This window comes from Chitinophaga japonensis (assembly GCF_007830125.1).
GTDB lineage: Bacteria > Bacteroidota > Bacteroidia > Chitinophagales > Chitinophagaceae > Chitinophaga > Chitinophaga japonensis.
On sequence record NZ_VLLG01000008.1, the window covers coordinates 101747 to 115347 of the forward strand.

Genomic DNA, 13601 nt, shown 5'->3' on the forward strand with positions numbered 1-13601 from the left:
ACCGAACGGAATATGATACAAACCGGCAAAAAGATCCGCAGCATAGCCGCCGCACTGCTATTGTGCGCAGCATGCTTCACGGCATGTAAGGAAAGCAGCAGGGAACAAGGCATCAGCTACTGGCTGACGACGCCCGACAGATCGGCATTGTTTGCAAAGCAACCGGCAACCCTGCCATTCCGGGATACCGCCAATAATTATCCCACGATTACCGTGGATACCGCGCAAACCTACCAGGAGATAGACGGTTTTGGCTACGCGCTTACCGGCGGCAGCGCCACCCTGATCAATTCCCTGCCGCCTGCGGAGCAGGACGCGCTGCTGAAAGAGCTGTTCCTGGCCGGGGACAACGGCATTGGCGTGAGCTACCTGCGGGTTACCATCGGCGCATCTGATCTGAGCGATACTACATTTACCTACGATGAAATGCCGGCCGGGCAAACGGATGAAAGCCTGGCGCATTTCAGCCTGGAAAGAGAGCAAAAAGACCTGTTGCCCGTTCTGAAAAAGATCGTGGCGCTGAGCCCCTCCATCAAAATATTAGGCTCCCCCTGGACAGCGCCTACCTGGATGAAGACCAACCGCGCTTTTAAGGGGGGCAGCCTGGAGCCGGCTTATTACAGCGCTTATGCGCAGTACTTTGTAAAGTACATACAGGCCATGCAGCAGGATGGCATTACTATAGACGCCATTACGCCGCAGAATGAACCGCTGCACGGCGGTAATGTGCCCAGCATGGTGATGCAGCCGGAGGAGCAGGCGGATTTCATTGCCAATCACCTGGGCCCCGCTTTCAAAGCCGCCGGCCTTAAAACAAAGATCATCATCTATGATCACAATGCCGATCGCCCTGATTATCCCATAACCGTGCTGGATGATGCCGGGGCAAGGCCCTACATCGACGGCTCCGCTTTTCACCTGTATGGCGGCGATATCACGGCGCTTACAGCCGTGCATAATGCCTACCCGGATAAGCACATCTATTTTACGGAGCAATGGGTGGGCGCTCCCGGCGTATTCAGCACTAACCTGCAGTGGCATGTAAGCACGCTGATCATTGGCGCTACGCGCAACTGGAGCCGCAATGTACTGGAGTGGAACCTGGCCGCCGATCCTTCCTACAACCCGCACACGGCGGGCGGCTGCACCGCCTGCGTGGGCGCGCTGACTATAGGCGACAGTGTTACCCGCAACGTGGCGTATTACATTATTGCACATGCTTCAAAATTTGTACGGCCCGGCTCCGTGCGCATTGCTTCCAATGTGCCCGGCAAGCTGAATAACGTGGCTTTTAAAGCGCCGGATGGTAAAAAGGTGCTGATCGTGGTGAACGATGGTAAAACGCCGCAAACGTTCAATATCCGCTTTAACGGGGAGGTAGCCACTACCGCCCTGGATACCGGCGCCGTAGCTACTTATGTGTGGAAATAAGGCTGCGCAGGGAACACTTGTATAAATCATCGTTTCCTTTGTATCCTTTATCACCGGCGTATTTCCCCTTTGAAACAAAGTGATACTTTCATGATGCAAGTAATCAGAAAGTATGTTGATCATCATGCTGGCCGGCGTTGCCCTGCTGCTGGTTATGGCCGCCCTGCTTGCCCGCAGCTACCGGCTGAAGCGGCGCAGCAGGCAGCAGTTGCTGGCCCAGCAAAAGGATATTACGGAGAAGAACCGCTGCCTGCAGCACCTGTTGACCGAAAAAGAATGGCTGCTGAAAGAAGTGCACCACCGCGTCAGGAACAACCTGCAGATCGTGATCAGTTTGCTGAACATACAGTCCGCCTACCTGGACAATGATGCAGCCCTGCACGCCATCCGCCAGAGCCAGCACCGTATCAGCGCTATGTCCCTCGTGCACCAGAAGGCATACCAGTCCGGCGCTATCTCTACGATCGATATGCACGAATACACCCAGGAGCTGCTGCATTACCTGAAGGAGCATTTCAACACCGGGCCGCAGTTGGTGTTTGCATGCCGGGTGGATAATATACAACTGGATATATCCGCTGCCGTGCCGGTAGGGCTGATACTCAACGAGGCCATCACCAATGCCATCCGGCATTCCTTCCCGGGCGGCCGTGCCGGCCATATTACGGTAGAGATGGCGTACCTGGCTACGGACCAGTTGCTGCTTGTTATATCGGACGATGGGATAGGGCTGGGACCGGATTTTGATTTTGAAGCGCAGCCGGCTATCGGGCTGCGGCTGATCCGCATGTTGAGCGAACAGTTGGAGGCCGCCCTGAAGATCAATGGCGGCCCGGGTTGCAGGATAGAGGTCCGTTTTAAAACAGCGCCTGCTGCACTGCTTTCCCCCGATTAGTTTATATTGCGATCCTATTCTGTACAAATCTTTGCTTATGAGATCAATCCTGCTGCTGGCATTCCATTGTGCCTGCCTGTGCCTTGCTGCTTTTGGACAATCCGCTAAAACCGCTATCCCTTTCGAATTGCCGGGATCAGGCCATATCCTGGTAAAGGCAACGGTAGACGGGGTGGAAGGAAATTTCCTGTTTGATACCGGCGCCGGGCTTACAGTGCTCACGAAAACTTTTTTTGACAAGCTGCCGCACTCCCGGAAAGAGGACGGTGGTTTTACCGCCTTCCGCGCCACCGGGGAGCGCCTGGATGCCGACCTGTATACCGTAAGGGATTTCAGGCTGGGCGGCATGCAGCACGCCACCGAAGAGGTTAGCTACCTGGATGTAAAGCTGGGCGGACTGGATGGGATCATTTCCCTGAAGTTCATGGAAAAGCAGCCCTTTACCATTGACCTGGAAAAGAAGGAGATCCGGCTGGAAACGCCTGCCTCCCTGGCCGCTATCCGGAAAACAGGCAAGCTGATACCCATACAGCCGGAAGACTACCGCGGGCATGCGCTGGACATGTTCGCCTATTTCAGGGTGAACGATACGCTTACCCTGCAGTTGTCATTGGATAGTGGTGCGGGAAAAGACGTGTTCAAGCTGAACGCAAAATACCTGCAGGCCCTGGGCGTTAATGTAAATGACACCACCCGGGTGAAAAAGGTGGCGCGGCGCAGCGAGATCAACCAGGACTTTGTGTCGCATACCTACCTCACTTCCCTGGACAAGCTGGCGGCCGCGGCCGTTCCCGCTGTGCAGACAACGGGTTTTAAGGCACAATTTGTGGAAGGACTGATCTACGACGGTATTATGTGGATCAACTGGCTGGGCAACCGCATCACGGTAGACGTGCCGGGACGGGCCATGCTGGTACAAAACTGACAATCTTTTGCATATGAACGTGTTATGGACCGCACAGTATGACATGGTGCAAATGGCCCGGGCCGTTTTGCTGGATTATTGCGATACGGTATCGCCGGCGGATTTTGTGGCCGAAAATACCGGGTTTGGCCGGGGCGGCAGCATGCGCAACCTGCTGGTGCATATCGGGCATACCTACCAGTACTGGACCGGTTTTCATGCGCTGGGCCGGGAAATGGAATACCCGTCCTATGAAAAGGTCCCGGACGTGTCCGCGTGCCGGGACTTTTTCAGGTCCATTGACCAACTGGTGGAAACATTCATCAGCCACTACCGGGATGCCGATGCGGTACAACTGGCTTCCCGGCGGGACGATAAAGTGACCGTTACCACCCCCCTCCAGGTATTTACGCACGTGATCACCCATGAATTCCACCACAAAGGGCAGATCCTCTCTATCAGCCGGCACCTGGGCTATACGCCCGTAGATACGGATATTATCCGTTAATCCCGTTTTTTTCCGCTTTGCGTAAATGATTTTCCCGTTCCGAATAGGGAATGCTGCCTCCCTGTCCGATTTTTATACTCAAAGCAGGAAGGAAGCAATCATATCATGGGAAATACTCACAAAACCACCGGGAAGAAAAAGGGCAGGTCCTGGCTCAAAAAGCTGAATGCCTGGCTGCATCTCTGGCTGGGGCTTAGCTCCGGGCTGATTGTGCTGATCGTGAGCATTACCGGCTGCCTGTTCGTGTTCCACAAGGAGATATCCGGCTGGATACACCACGATATCCTGTACGTGGAAGCGCCGGAAATGCAGCCGCTGCCGCTGAGCGTGCTGCAGGAAAAGGCGCAGGCCGCGCTGGGTAAGGAATTTCCCATCCGGAGCATGATCACCTACCGGCAGCCGGACCGGTCCTGGGAGTTTATCACCTACAAGAACGGCGATCCTGATGCGCTCACCATTTTCGGCGCTACCGAATATTACAAAACAGCTTACGTAAACCCCTATACCGGCGCGGTAACAGCCGTGCGCAACCTGAAGTACGACTTTTTTGTGCTGATGAAGTACGCCCACTGGAGCCTGCTGCTCAATACCAGGTATGGGCAGCCTATTGTAGGCTGGGGCACCTTCATCTTCGTAATATTGCTGATCACCGGGCTGATACTGTGGTGGCCGAAGAAGTGGACCAAAAAGGCCCGTGAGCAAAGCTTCCGCATCAAATGGTCCGGCAGTTCCAGGCGGGTGAACTATGACCTGCATAATGTGCTGGGCTTTTATGCCCTGCTGATAGCCCTGGTGCTGGCCCTTACCGGTATGGTATGGTCCTTCAAGTGGTTTAAGCAGGCCGTATATGTAGTAGCCTCCGGCAGCATGACGCCGCCGCAGCATAAGGAGGTGAAGTCCGATACCCTGGCGCTGCCGCCGGCTAACAGCAACCCGCTGGACATTGCCTATGCTGCAGCCGTAAAGGCCGCACCTGCTGCCAAACGTATAGGCGTGAGCGCGGTGCTGCCCGCCAACGATGCCACTATCCGCATGGCGGCCTACTGGGGCAAGGAGACCTATTATGACCGCGATGACCTGCAGTTTGACAAGCACAGCGGCCGGCTCCTGCTGCGGGAGACCGCCAAAGACCGCAATGCCGGTGAGCGCCTGATCGGTATGAATTATGATATTCACGTAGGCGCCATTGCCGGCCTGCCCGGCAAGATACTTGCCTTCTTTGCCAGCCTGATCTGCGCCAGCCTGCCCGTAACGGGCCTGCTGGTATGGCTGAACAAAAAGAAGAGAAAGGCGAAGAAACCGGCTGCACAGGAGAGCGGGTACCAGCGGGCGCCCCGGCAGCAACCCCGTGTGGTGCTGGCCGGCAGGGACTAGGCCCCGCCGCCTCCGGATGGTTTCGTATCTTTGCCGGATGCATGAGTATAACTATGACGACATCTTCACATTTGAAAAGTGCATCACCTTCCTGAACCACCTGGGCATCCCGACTGCGTCCCGGGACATCGGGACACAGGGTTTTCTTCCCGGTTTTTTAATTGAGAACGGCATCATTGTAATTGATCACCAGCAGTTGCAGCATCCCGGCGATATCCTGCATGAAGCCGGCCACATTGCCGTTGTGCCCTCCGCAGACCGTTCATGCCTTACAGAAGAGGCCATTGCCCACCGGGTGAACAGGGAGGCGGAGGAACTCATGGCCATTGCCTGGTCCTATGCCGCCTGCAGCTATCTGATGATAGACCCCGCTTTTGTTTTCCATGAAGAAGGATACCGCGGTGGCAGCAGCTACATTACCGACAGTTGCGACGATAAAAGCTACATCGGCCTGTCCATGCTGGAGGGTATCGGGCTCACGGAGGTGCCTTCCTATCCCGACATGATCCGCTGGCTGCGGGAATAGCGGCTACACGCCTTTGCGCAGGCTTTCCGCATACGCATCCGGCAGGGGGCTGTCCTCCACGGCCTTTGCCGCTTTTTCCACATCATAGGCAAAGCGGATAAACTCCACCTGCACCGTATCCTTGTCCAGCACGCTGCTGTTTTCCCGGATGTGCAGCATTACATAACCGCCCCGGGGATCGCCGTCCTTGGGTTTGCCCACGGAGCCGATGTTGATGGCATGCCGGTACTGCTGGCCGGCTTCCGGCACGGCCGGCAGTACGCGGTGGTAAGGTTTATGCGTATGGCCAAAGCACATAATGTCGGCATCCGCGTCCTGCATGATCCGCAGCAGGCTTTTTTCGTCGCGGTCCTCGAACAGGTATTCATTGATCTTCCGCGGGCTGCCGTGCACCAGCAACAGGTGGAGCGTATCCTGGTTCAGTTGGAAAGTCACTTTTATATGAGCAGGCAGGGTGCGCAGGTATTGGCGTTCCTCATCCCGCACTATTTCATTGGTAAAGGCAATGGATACGGCGCCATTGGCTTTTTCAGCATCCGTTTTATACGCACAGCCGCAGTCATCGCTGCTGCGCCCGATGCCGGAATCATAGTTGCCTGCAATGGTGGGAATGCCGCGGCCGCGTATTTCCCGGATCACTTCATTGGGCCAGATGTTGTAGCCTACCAGGTCGCCCAGGCAGTAAATAGCGTCCGGCTGCCGGGCGTCCACGTCTTTAAAAAAGGCTTCCAGTGCGGGCAGGTTGGCGTGAATGTCGCTGAAGAGTGCAATTTTCATTTGTAGGTATTATCTTTTTTTAAGGATGATCAGGCGTTTTGCAATGCCGGTTTGCTGTAATATTTTTTCCGCAGCCAGAAAGCCACATTCACCAGGGCGATGAGCGCAGGTACTTCTACCAGCGGCCCTATCACGCCCACAAAGGCCTGCCCGGAATGAATGCCGAACACGCCGATGGCCACGGCAATGGCCAGCTCGAAGTTGTTGCCGGCAGCCGTAAAGGCAATGGAGGCGTTCTTTGCATAATCCGCTCCCATGGCTTTACCCAGCAGGAAACTGACCAGGAACATAATGGCGAAGTAGATCACCAGTGGTATGGCGATCCGCACTACGTCCATGGGTATCTGCACGATCAGCTCCCCTTTCAGGCTGAACATCACGACGATGGTAAAGAGCAGCGCAATAAGCGTGACAGGAGAGATGAAGGGCACATATTTTTCCCGGAACCAGGCCTCGCCTTTCCAGGCAATCAAGCCATAACGGCTGGCGATGCCCGCCAGGAACGGGATGCCCAGGTAAACCGCTACGCTTTTGGCGATCTCGCCAATGGTAACGGGCACAGTAACGCCTTTCATGCCCAGCACAGCCGGCAGCCAGGTAATGAACACATACGCATATACGCTGTACAGCAGCACCTGGAAAATGCTGTTCAGCGCCACCAGTCCCGCCGCGTACTCCCGGTTGCCTTCCGCCAGCTCATTCCATACGATCACCATGGCAATGCAGCGCGCCAGTCCTATCAGTATCAAGCCGGTCATGTATTCCGGGTGGTCGTGCAGGAACAGCACCGCCAGCCCGAACATCAGCACCGGGCCTATCACCCAGTTCAGGAAAAGGGAAACGCCCAGTATCCGCGTGTTCCGGAACACCTGGCCCATATGCTCGTAGCGTACTTTTGCCAGCGGCGGGTACATCATCAGTATCAGCCCGATGGCCAGGGGAATGTTGGTAGTGCCGCTGGAAAACGAGTTGATATACGTGGCGGCAGCCGGCAGGCAATAGCCCAGGCCAATGCCCAGGGCCATTGCCAGAAATATCCACAAGGTGAGGTACCGGTCCAGGAACCCCAACTTTTTCCGTTGTGCAGGATGACAGTTGTTTGTGCTCATAGTAAGGATTTATGGAAGAAAGATCAGCTATTGCAGCAGCCGGGCTCACAGCAAGCCGATGCGGCCGGTTTTTCCGCGTACACGGTAATGCTGTAGATACCGGTATTGCCGGCCCTGAACTGGGCGATCTCGTCTGCCGTTAAGTAGCCGGAGAGAATATCGTCCGGGATGTGAATGGCTTTTTCCTTTTGCAGGGTGATATTGGTAAACCCGTTGCTGCGGATCAGCTCCAGGTAAGTTTCCTTTTGTATGGCCCCGGATACGCAACCGGCGTACATTTCAGCCGCTTCCTGTATTTTGGGCGGTAGCGTGCCGGAAAGCACGATGTCGGAAATGCTGAAGTGCCCGCCGGGTTTCAGCACGCGGAATATTTCCCTGAACACGCCGTTCTTGTTCGGTACCAGGTTCAGCACGCAGTTGCTCACGATCACGTCGGCGATGTTGGCGGTAACGGGCACCTGCTCAATATCCCCCTGCCGGAACTCCACGTTATTGAACCCGATCTTTTCCGCGTTGGCCCGGGCTTTCTCGATCATGGCCGGCGTAAAATCAATGCCGATCACTTTGCCGGTCTCGCCGGTTTCGCGCCGGGCAATAAAGCAATCGTTGCCGGCCCCTGAGCCCAGGTCTATCACGGTATCCCCTTTTTTGATCTGCGCAAACTGGGTGGGCAGTCCGCAACCCAGCCCCAGGTCTGCGTCCGGGTTGTACCCTTCCAGTTTGGAATAGTCATCGCTCATGATGTTGTACACTTCAGTGGAGCAACCGCCGGCCCCGCAGCAGGAGGACTGGTTTACATCCTTGTCCTGTAAAGCAATTTCGCTGTATTTCTGCTTTACCATTTCTTTTAGCTGGATATCTGTAGGCATGATGAATAGATTTATCTTATTATTGCAATATTGCGATTGATCGGTGCAAAAAATTTTAACAGCAGGAGCCGTCCGGCGCCACGTCTTTAAAGAACCCGGCAAACAACACCTGGTACTGCTTCCATACTTTGGGATTGATGCAGTAGCATACATTCACGCCCTCGATGGTGCCCTGTATCAGCCCGGCGGTTTTCAGCTCCTTCAGGTGCTGGGAAGTAGTGGCCTGCGCAAGGCCCAGCTCATCCACCAGGTCGCCGCATACGCAGGCGTTCTTTTTTACCAGGTACTGCAGGATGGCAATGCGGGCCGGGTGGGCCAGCGCCTTGGCCATCAGGGCTATTTCATTCTGTTGTTTCGTAAACAGGTCCGCTTTGGTAGCTCCCATATTTCATTCCTTTCGTATCGTAATATTACGATGGATAATTGAATTTCCAAAAAGTTTTTTTTGAAATGCTAATTTACAGGCCCATGAATGTGGCGCCTACCTTTCACAAAACCAGGATAGCTCCCACGCCCAGCGGTTTCCTGCACCTGGGCAATGTGCTGTCCTTTGCGGTCACCGCGGCGCTGGCCTGGAAAACGCAGGCCGGCCTGTTACTCCGGATCGACGACCTGGACAGGGACCGCGTGCAGCGCGAATATGTGCAGGATATCTTTGATACCCTGCATTTCCTGGACATTCCCTGGGAGGAAGGCCCGGCGGATTACACCACATATGAAACCGTTTATTCGCAGTTGCACCGCATGGATCTATACCGGGAAGCGCTGCGGCAACTGGAGGAAGCAGGGCAGGTGTTTGCCTGTACATGCTCCCGCGCGCAGGTAGCCGCCATGAGCCCGGATGGCGCTTATCCCGGCACCTGCCGCCATAAGAACATCCCGCTGGATACGCCCGGTGTGAGCTGGCGGCTGCATACTTCCGCCACAAAAGAGCTGAACGTTAAAACATTACCCGGTGAAGTGGTGCGTGCCACACTGCCCCTTCTTATGCAGGAATTTGTAGTAAGAAAAAAGGATGGCGATCCCGCTTACCAGCTTACTTCCGTACTGGACGACCAGTATTTTGGCGTGGACCTGGTAGTGCGCGGTGCAGACCTGTGGGGTTCCACGCTGGCGCAATTATACCTGTCCACGTTGCTGCCCGGCAATACCTTTCAGCAGTGTACTTTCTTTCATCATCCCCTGCTGCTGGAAACCGCGGACCAGAAGCTTTCCAAGTCAGCAGGCGCTACCTCCGTACAGTTCCTGCGCAGGGAAGGAAAGCAGCCGGCGGATATCTATGCTATGATTGCCGGCATGCTGGGCATTGATACGGGTGTATACGATTTTCATTCCCTGGCCACCGCGCTGGACGGGCTACCGGGCTGGGAGGGCCTTTGAAACACCGCTGCATAATCCTGCGCAAACTGCCGGAAATTCCGTGCGGGCCTGCCCGTTATGCCCGGTATGGCCGTGCTGATGCCGGAAGCTTCCCCGCGGGCATAGTGCGCATAGTCCTCTATCAGCCCTTCTGCCTGCCAGGCGGGAAAGCCGGCCCGGTCCAGCGCCTGCCGCATGTCTGCCGGTGTTACATCTATGAAGGTGATGGTCCGGCCCAGCGCTTCGGAGAGCCTTTCGGCAAGCTGCTGATGGGTTAATGCCTCCGGGCCGGTGAGGGTATATATTTTGTTTTCGTGACCTGCTTCCGTTAGTGCTTTGGCTGCCACGGCCGCTATATCCCGGATATCCACCAGGCTGATGGCAGCGTCCCCTATGGCGGCAAAGAATTTACCCATTTGGGCAATCGGTTCCCGGAAGCCCAGCAATCCCTGCATGAACAGGTTGGGCCGCAGGAACGTATAAGGAATGCCGGACTGCTTTATCTTTTCCTCCACAGCGGCATGGTAGCGCAGGAAGCGCACCGGCGAATGCGGGTCCGCTGCCAGTTGTGAGAGTTTTACGATTTGCTGCAGGCCGGCCTGCGCCGCTGCTTCCACGAAATTATTTTGCAATGTTTCCGCCTGTTCAGAGGAGTTGGTAAGCAGGAACGCTTTTTCTATGCCGTCCAGCGCGCGGGCAATGCTGTTGGTATCGTTCAGGTCGCCGGCAACAACCGTGGCCCCGGGCAGCGCGCGGAGCCCCTGGCTGTTTTCCAGGCAGCGCACCAGGGCGCGGAAAGGCAGGCCCTGTGCGGAAAGCTGTTGCGCCAGCGCATACCCGATGGTGCCGGTAGCGCCGGTAAGGAGGATGGAAGGAGTGGTTTGTTTGGTCATAGCTGTTATGTTTTATACAGCAAATGTCCGTTGATGCGCGTGCCGCGCATTGTAAGAAAACGAAAGGCGTTATTCTTCCGCCTTTTTGCTCACCTGCTCGCGGAAGGCTTTAGGTGTTTGCCGGCTCCTGTTCTTGAACACTGTAGAAAAATAAGCGGGAGAGGAGAAACCGCAGGTATAGGCTATCTCCGACACGGATAGCTGGGAGTTAAGCAGGAGGTACTGCGCCTTTTTGACCCGGGCTTCCAGTATGTAATCGTTCACATTGCAATCCAGCAGCTTTTTCACTTTGCGGTACAGTTGCATTTTGGAAACGGTGAGCTGCTGGCAGATGTCGTCTACGCTGAACTGGTCATTGCCCAGGTTCTCCTCCACAATGGCGGTAAAGTCGTTCACGAATTTGCGGTCCGTTTTGTTGGAGTGGCTGGTATGCAGCCTGGTCACCGGTTCGGTAATATAGTGGTCTTTCAGCAGCGCGCGGATGTTCAGGACACTGGCAATGCTTTGTTCCAGGTATTGCAGGTTGAAGGGCTTGCTGATATAGGCGTCAGCGTTGTGCCGCATGCCTTCCATGCGCTGTTCCTCGCTGTTGTTGGCGCTCAGCAGTATCACCGGGATGTGGGAGGTGCGTATGTCCTTTTTCAGCGTGTGCAGCACCTGTATGCCGTCTATGCCGGGTAGCATAACATCGCACAGGATCAGGTCCGGGATATGCTGAAAGGCCAGTTGCAGGCCGTCCGGGCCGTTGCCGGCATGGAATACTTCGTAGGTTTCGCTAAGGTAACCGGCCAGGAAGCTGTTCAGGTCTGGATGATCTTCTATGATCAGCAGGGAATAGGGTCGTTCTTTGCCTGCCACCGGTACGGCGTGGGGTGGCGTATCCTGCTCCAGCTCCTGGATATAGCTGTGCAGCGGGTGATGGATCACGTTCATGCTTTCCGTTTCCTGCTGGATCTCTTCCGGCGCGAACGGCGCGCTGCTGCAGGGCAGCGTGAGCGTAAAGGTAGCGCCTGCGCCTTTGCGGCTTTGCACGCTGATAGTGCCATGGTGCAGGGTCATGATCTCGCGGCTTAGCGCCAGGCCAATGCCGGTGCCCTTGTACTCGCTTTCCCGGCTCTGGTAGAACAGCTCAAAGGCATGCGTCAGCGTGGTCTCGTCCATGCCGGCGCCGTCGTCCTCTACGCGGATCACGGCCTCCCGGCCCTGCTCGGGTTTTTCGAGGTAGATGTGCACTTTACCGTGATCCTGCGTGAACTTGAAGGCATTGGACAGCAGGTTGTACAGTACCCGGTCAAACAGGCGCTGGTCAAACCAGGCTTTTATATCCGGTTGCCGGCTGATCAGCCGGAAATCGATGCGTTTTTTCACGGCAATGCCTTTGAAAGCTTCCATGATCTCGGTCACAAAATGCGGGAGCCCGTTTTCGGAAACCTTCAGTTGCAGCTTGCCGCTTTCTATGCGGCGGAACTCCAGCAACTGGTCCACCAGCCGCATCAGCCGGCTTACGTTCCGGCGCATGAGCGCCAGTTGTTGTTGCTGTATGGAGGAAAGCTGCCGCCCGCCCAGCAGGTTTTCCAGCGGGGCTTGTATCAGCGTCAGCGGGGTGCGGAACTCGTGGGACAGGTTGGTGAAGAAGGCAAATTTCGCTTCGGTGGCCTCTTCGGCCCTGGCCCTCATTTCCACCAGTTGGTCGCGCTGTTGCAGGATCTCGTCCCGTTGCTGCTTCAACTGCCGGTTAATGCGCCGGTTGGTGCGCAGGATAAAGAACAGCACGGTGCCCAGCAGGAACGCCACGCAGAGGGTGGTGACCACGATGCGCAGCAGGTGTTGCTGGTCCTGGTACAGGCGGCGCTGCTCCTGCAGCAGGGATTGCTGGTTCTCAATCTCCTGGTGCTGCGCCTGTATCTTGTTGATCTGCAGGCGCATGAGCTGCACATTACTGCTGTCTATCAGTACGGTCTGTAAAAGCGTGTTGCGGGGCACTTTTTTGCCCGCCAGTATATCCGCCGCCATGCTGATGGCTTCCTTGCCCCCGCTGGGGTACAGCAGGGAGGCGCTCAGTATGCCGCGGTACACCAGGTCTATGCCGGCATCCGGGTAAGGGCTGGCATCTACCCCGATGAACTTTATACGGTGCAGGCCCTTTTCCTGGCAATAACGGTACATGCTATACGCCATTACATCGTTTTGCGCAAATATCACGTCGGCCTGGCGCAGCACCGCTTCATTGCGGGCGGCTGCTTCCCTGGTTTTCGGGGCTACCCAACCGCCTTCCAGGCTGGCCATCACCTGCAGGCCGGGGTGCTGCACCAGCGCATCATGAAAGCCCTGGTGCCTTTCCACGGTGGGAGAGGAGCCGCGCAGGCCCGTTACTTCTACAATGCGACCCTTGCCGCCCAGTTGCCCGGCAATGTACTCGGCCGCCAGCTTGCCGATATTATAATTATCCCCGCCAATGTAGGCGGTAAAGGAATCCGTATCGGCCTTGCGGTCCAGTATGATCACGGGAATGCCTTTGCGGTATACTTCTGCAATAACAGGTGCCAGCGGGGCGGCTTCGTTGGGAGACACCAGCAGGATGTCCATCTTTTCCGCCATTAGTTCCCGGATCTGCTGCACCTGTCTTTTGCTGTCCTCCTGCGCATCCTTATATAATAACTGCATTTCCGGGTGGTAGAACAGTTCCCGTTTCATCTCCACCAGCATGTTCCGCCGCCAGTCGTCATTACCCGTGCATTGCGAAAAGCCGATGCGGTACCGGGGGCCGGTCTCCTGCCCGCACCCAAAGCTGCAGAGGATGGAGAGTAAGCAGAAAATATACATGTACCTGGTAAGGATCTGGAACAACGTGGACATTATTTAAAGGTGGACGGAATGATCTTTTTTCTAAAACAATGATACAAAATTGAAAACGCTCCGTCAATATAATATTTTAATTAATGTATAAAATGTTAAT

The 13601-nt window shown here is 55.7% G+C and carries 13 protein-coding genes; 7 read left to right on the top strand and 6 right to left on the bottom strand.

Annotated features, from left to right (window positions below; translation table 11 throughout):
- Positions 1–12 precede the first annotated feature (12 nt).
- From LX66_RS27415 to LX66_RS27440, 6 genes are all read left to right on the top strand, one after another.
- The gene (locus tag LX66_RS27415; protein WP_145719492.1) at positions 13–1431 is read left to right on the top strand and encodes a glycoside hydrolase family 30 protein; all 1419 of its coding nucleotides are present in this window, start codon (positions 13–15) and stop codon (positions 1429–1431) included.
- Positions 1432–1543: 112 nt separating this feature from the next.
- A complete protein-coding gene (locus LX66_RS27420; protein WP_145719493.1) occupies positions 1544–2326 on the top strand; it encodes a sensor histidine kinase in 783 nt (260 codons plus the stop codon).
- Between the two features lie 37 nt (positions 2327–2363).
- Positions 2364–3251, top strand: coding sequence for a retropepsin-like aspartic protease (locus tag LX66_RS27425; RefSeq protein ID WP_145719494.1), 888 nt, complete (start codon positions 2364–2366; stop codon positions 3249–3251).
- Positions 3252–3264: 13 nt separating this feature from the next.
- Positions 3265–3738, top strand: coding sequence for a DinB family protein (locus LX66_RS27430; protein WP_211366599.1), 474 nt, complete (start codon positions 3265–3267; stop codon positions 3736–3738).
- Between the two features lie 105 nt (positions 3739–3843).
- Entirely contained in the window at positions 3844–5112 is a 1269-nt protein-coding gene (locus tag LX66_RS27435; RefSeq protein ID WP_145719495.1) for a PepSY-associated TM helix domain-containing protein, read from the top strand.
- A gap of 37 nt (positions 5113–5149) precedes the next feature.
- Positions 5150–5638 carry a hypothetical protein gene (locus LX66_RS27440; RefSeq protein ID WP_145719497.1) on the top strand — a complete coding sequence of 163 codons (489 nt, stop codon included), beginning with the start codon at positions 5150–5152 and terminating at the stop codon, positions 5636–5638.
- 3 nt (positions 5639–5641) lie between these two features.
- Here LX66_RS27440 and LX66_RS27445 read toward each other — a convergent pair whose 3' ends face one another.
- The 4 genes from LX66_RS27445 to LX66_RS27460 are packed head-to-tail and all read right to left on the bottom strand — an operon-like array spanning position 5642 to position 8778.
- Positions 5642–6415: a metallophosphoesterase family protein gene (locus LX66_RS27445; RefSeq protein WP_145719498.1), complete on the bottom strand. Its 774-nt coding sequence runs from the start codon at positions 6413–6415 to the stop codon at positions 5642–5644.
- Between the two features lie 29 nt (positions 6416–6444).
- Positions 6445–7524 (bottom strand): ACR3 family arsenite efflux transporter, encoded by a 1080-nt coding sequence (gene arsB, locus LX66_RS27450; protein WP_145719499.1) that lies wholly within the window; start codon positions 7522–7524, stop codon positions 6445–6447.
- Positions 7525–7547: 23 nt separating this feature from the next.
- Positions 7548–8393, bottom strand: a complete 846-nt coding sequence (locus tag LX66_RS27455; RefSeq protein WP_145719500.1) for an arsenite methyltransferase — start codon at positions 8391–8393, stop codon at positions 7548–7550.
- 55 nt (positions 8394–8448) lie between these two features.
- The gene (locus LX66_RS27460) at positions 8449–8778 is read right to left on the bottom strand and encodes an ArsR/SmtB family transcription factor (protein WP_145719501.1); all 330 of its coding nucleotides are present in this window, start codon (positions 8776–8778) and stop codon (positions 8449–8451) included.
- A gap of 65 nt (positions 8779–8843) precedes the next feature.
- Here LX66_RS27460 and LX66_RS27465 point away from each other — a divergent pair, with 65 nt between their 5' ends.
- Positions 8844–9773, top strand: coding sequence for a glutamate--tRNA ligase family protein (locus LX66_RS27465; RefSeq protein ID WP_145719503.1), 930 nt, complete (start codon positions 8844–8846; stop codon positions 9771–9773).
- Here the strand turns inward: LX66_RS27465 and LX66_RS27470 are convergent.
- Together LX66_RS27470 and LX66_RS27475 are read right to left on the bottom strand one after the other, a co-directional pair.
- Positions 9722–10645 (bottom strand): SDR family oxidoreductase, encoded by a 924-nt coding sequence (locus tag LX66_RS27470; RefSeq protein WP_145719504.1) that lies wholly within the window; start codon positions 10643–10645, stop codon positions 9722–9724. The genes LX66_RS27465 and LX66_RS27470 overlap by 52 nt on opposite strands.
- Before the next feature lie 69 nt (positions 10646–10714).
- A complete protein-coding gene (locus LX66_RS27475; protein WP_145719505.1) occupies positions 10715–13501 on the bottom strand; it encodes a hybrid sensor histidine kinase/response regulator transcription factor in 2787 nt (928 codons plus the stop codon).
- Between the last annotated feature and the right edge of the window lie 100 nt (positions 13502–13601).

What these genes read in the sequence shown, in the direction of transcription:
- LX66_RS27415 (WP_145719492.1), top strand. Translation starts at nt 13, where the DNA reads ATGATACAAACCGGCAAAAAGATCCGCAGCATAGCCGCCGCACTGCTA.
- LX66_RS27420 (WP_145719493.1), top strand. Translation starts at nt 1,544, where the DNA reads ATGTTGATCATCATGCTGGCCGGCGTTGCCCTGCTGCTGGTTATGGCC.
- LX66_RS27425 (WP_145719494.1), top strand. Translation starts at nt 2,364, where the DNA reads ATGAGATCAATCCTGCTGCTGGCATTCCATTGTGCCTGCCTGTGCCTT.
- LX66_RS27430 (WP_211366599.1), top strand. Translation starts at nt 3,265, where the DNA reads ATGAACGTGTTATGGACCGCACAGTATGACATGGTGCAAATGGCCCGG.
- LX66_RS27435 (WP_145719495.1), top strand. Translation starts at nt 3,844, where the DNA reads ATGGGAAATACTCACAAAACCACCGGGAAGAAAAAGGGCAGGTCCTGG.
- LX66_RS27440 (WP_145719497.1), top strand. Translation starts at nt 5,150, where the DNA reads ATGCATGAGTATAACTATGACGACATCTTCACATTTGAAAAGTGCATC.
- LX66_RS27445 (WP_145719498.1), bottom strand. Translation starts at nt 6,415, where the DNA reads ATGAAAATTGCACTCTTCAGCGACATTCACGCCAACCTGCCCGCACTG.
- arsB (WP_145719499.1), bottom strand. Translation starts at nt 7,524, where the DNA reads ATGAGCACAAACAACTGTCATCCTGCACAACGGAAAAAGTTGGGGTTC.
- LX66_RS27455 (WP_145719500.1), bottom strand. Translation starts at nt 8,393, where the DNA reads ATGCCTACAGATATCCAGCTAAAAGAAATGGTAAAGCAGAAATACAGC.
- LX66_RS27460 (WP_145719501.1), bottom strand. Translation starts at nt 8,778, where the DNA reads ATGGGAGCTACCAAAGCGGACCTGTTTACGAAACAACAGAATGAAATA.
- LX66_RS27465 (WP_145719503.1), top strand. Translation starts at nt 8,844, where the DNA reads ATGCTAATTTACAGGCCCATGAATGTGGCGCCTACCTTTCACAAAACC.
- LX66_RS27470 (WP_145719504.1), bottom strand. Translation starts at nt 10,645, where the DNA reads ATGACCAAACAAACCACTCCTTCCATCCTCCTTACCGGCGCTACCGGC.
- LX66_RS27475 (WP_145719505.1), bottom strand. Translation starts at nt 13,501, where the DNA reads ATGTCCACGTTGTTCCAGATCCTTACCAGGTACATGTATATTTTCTGC.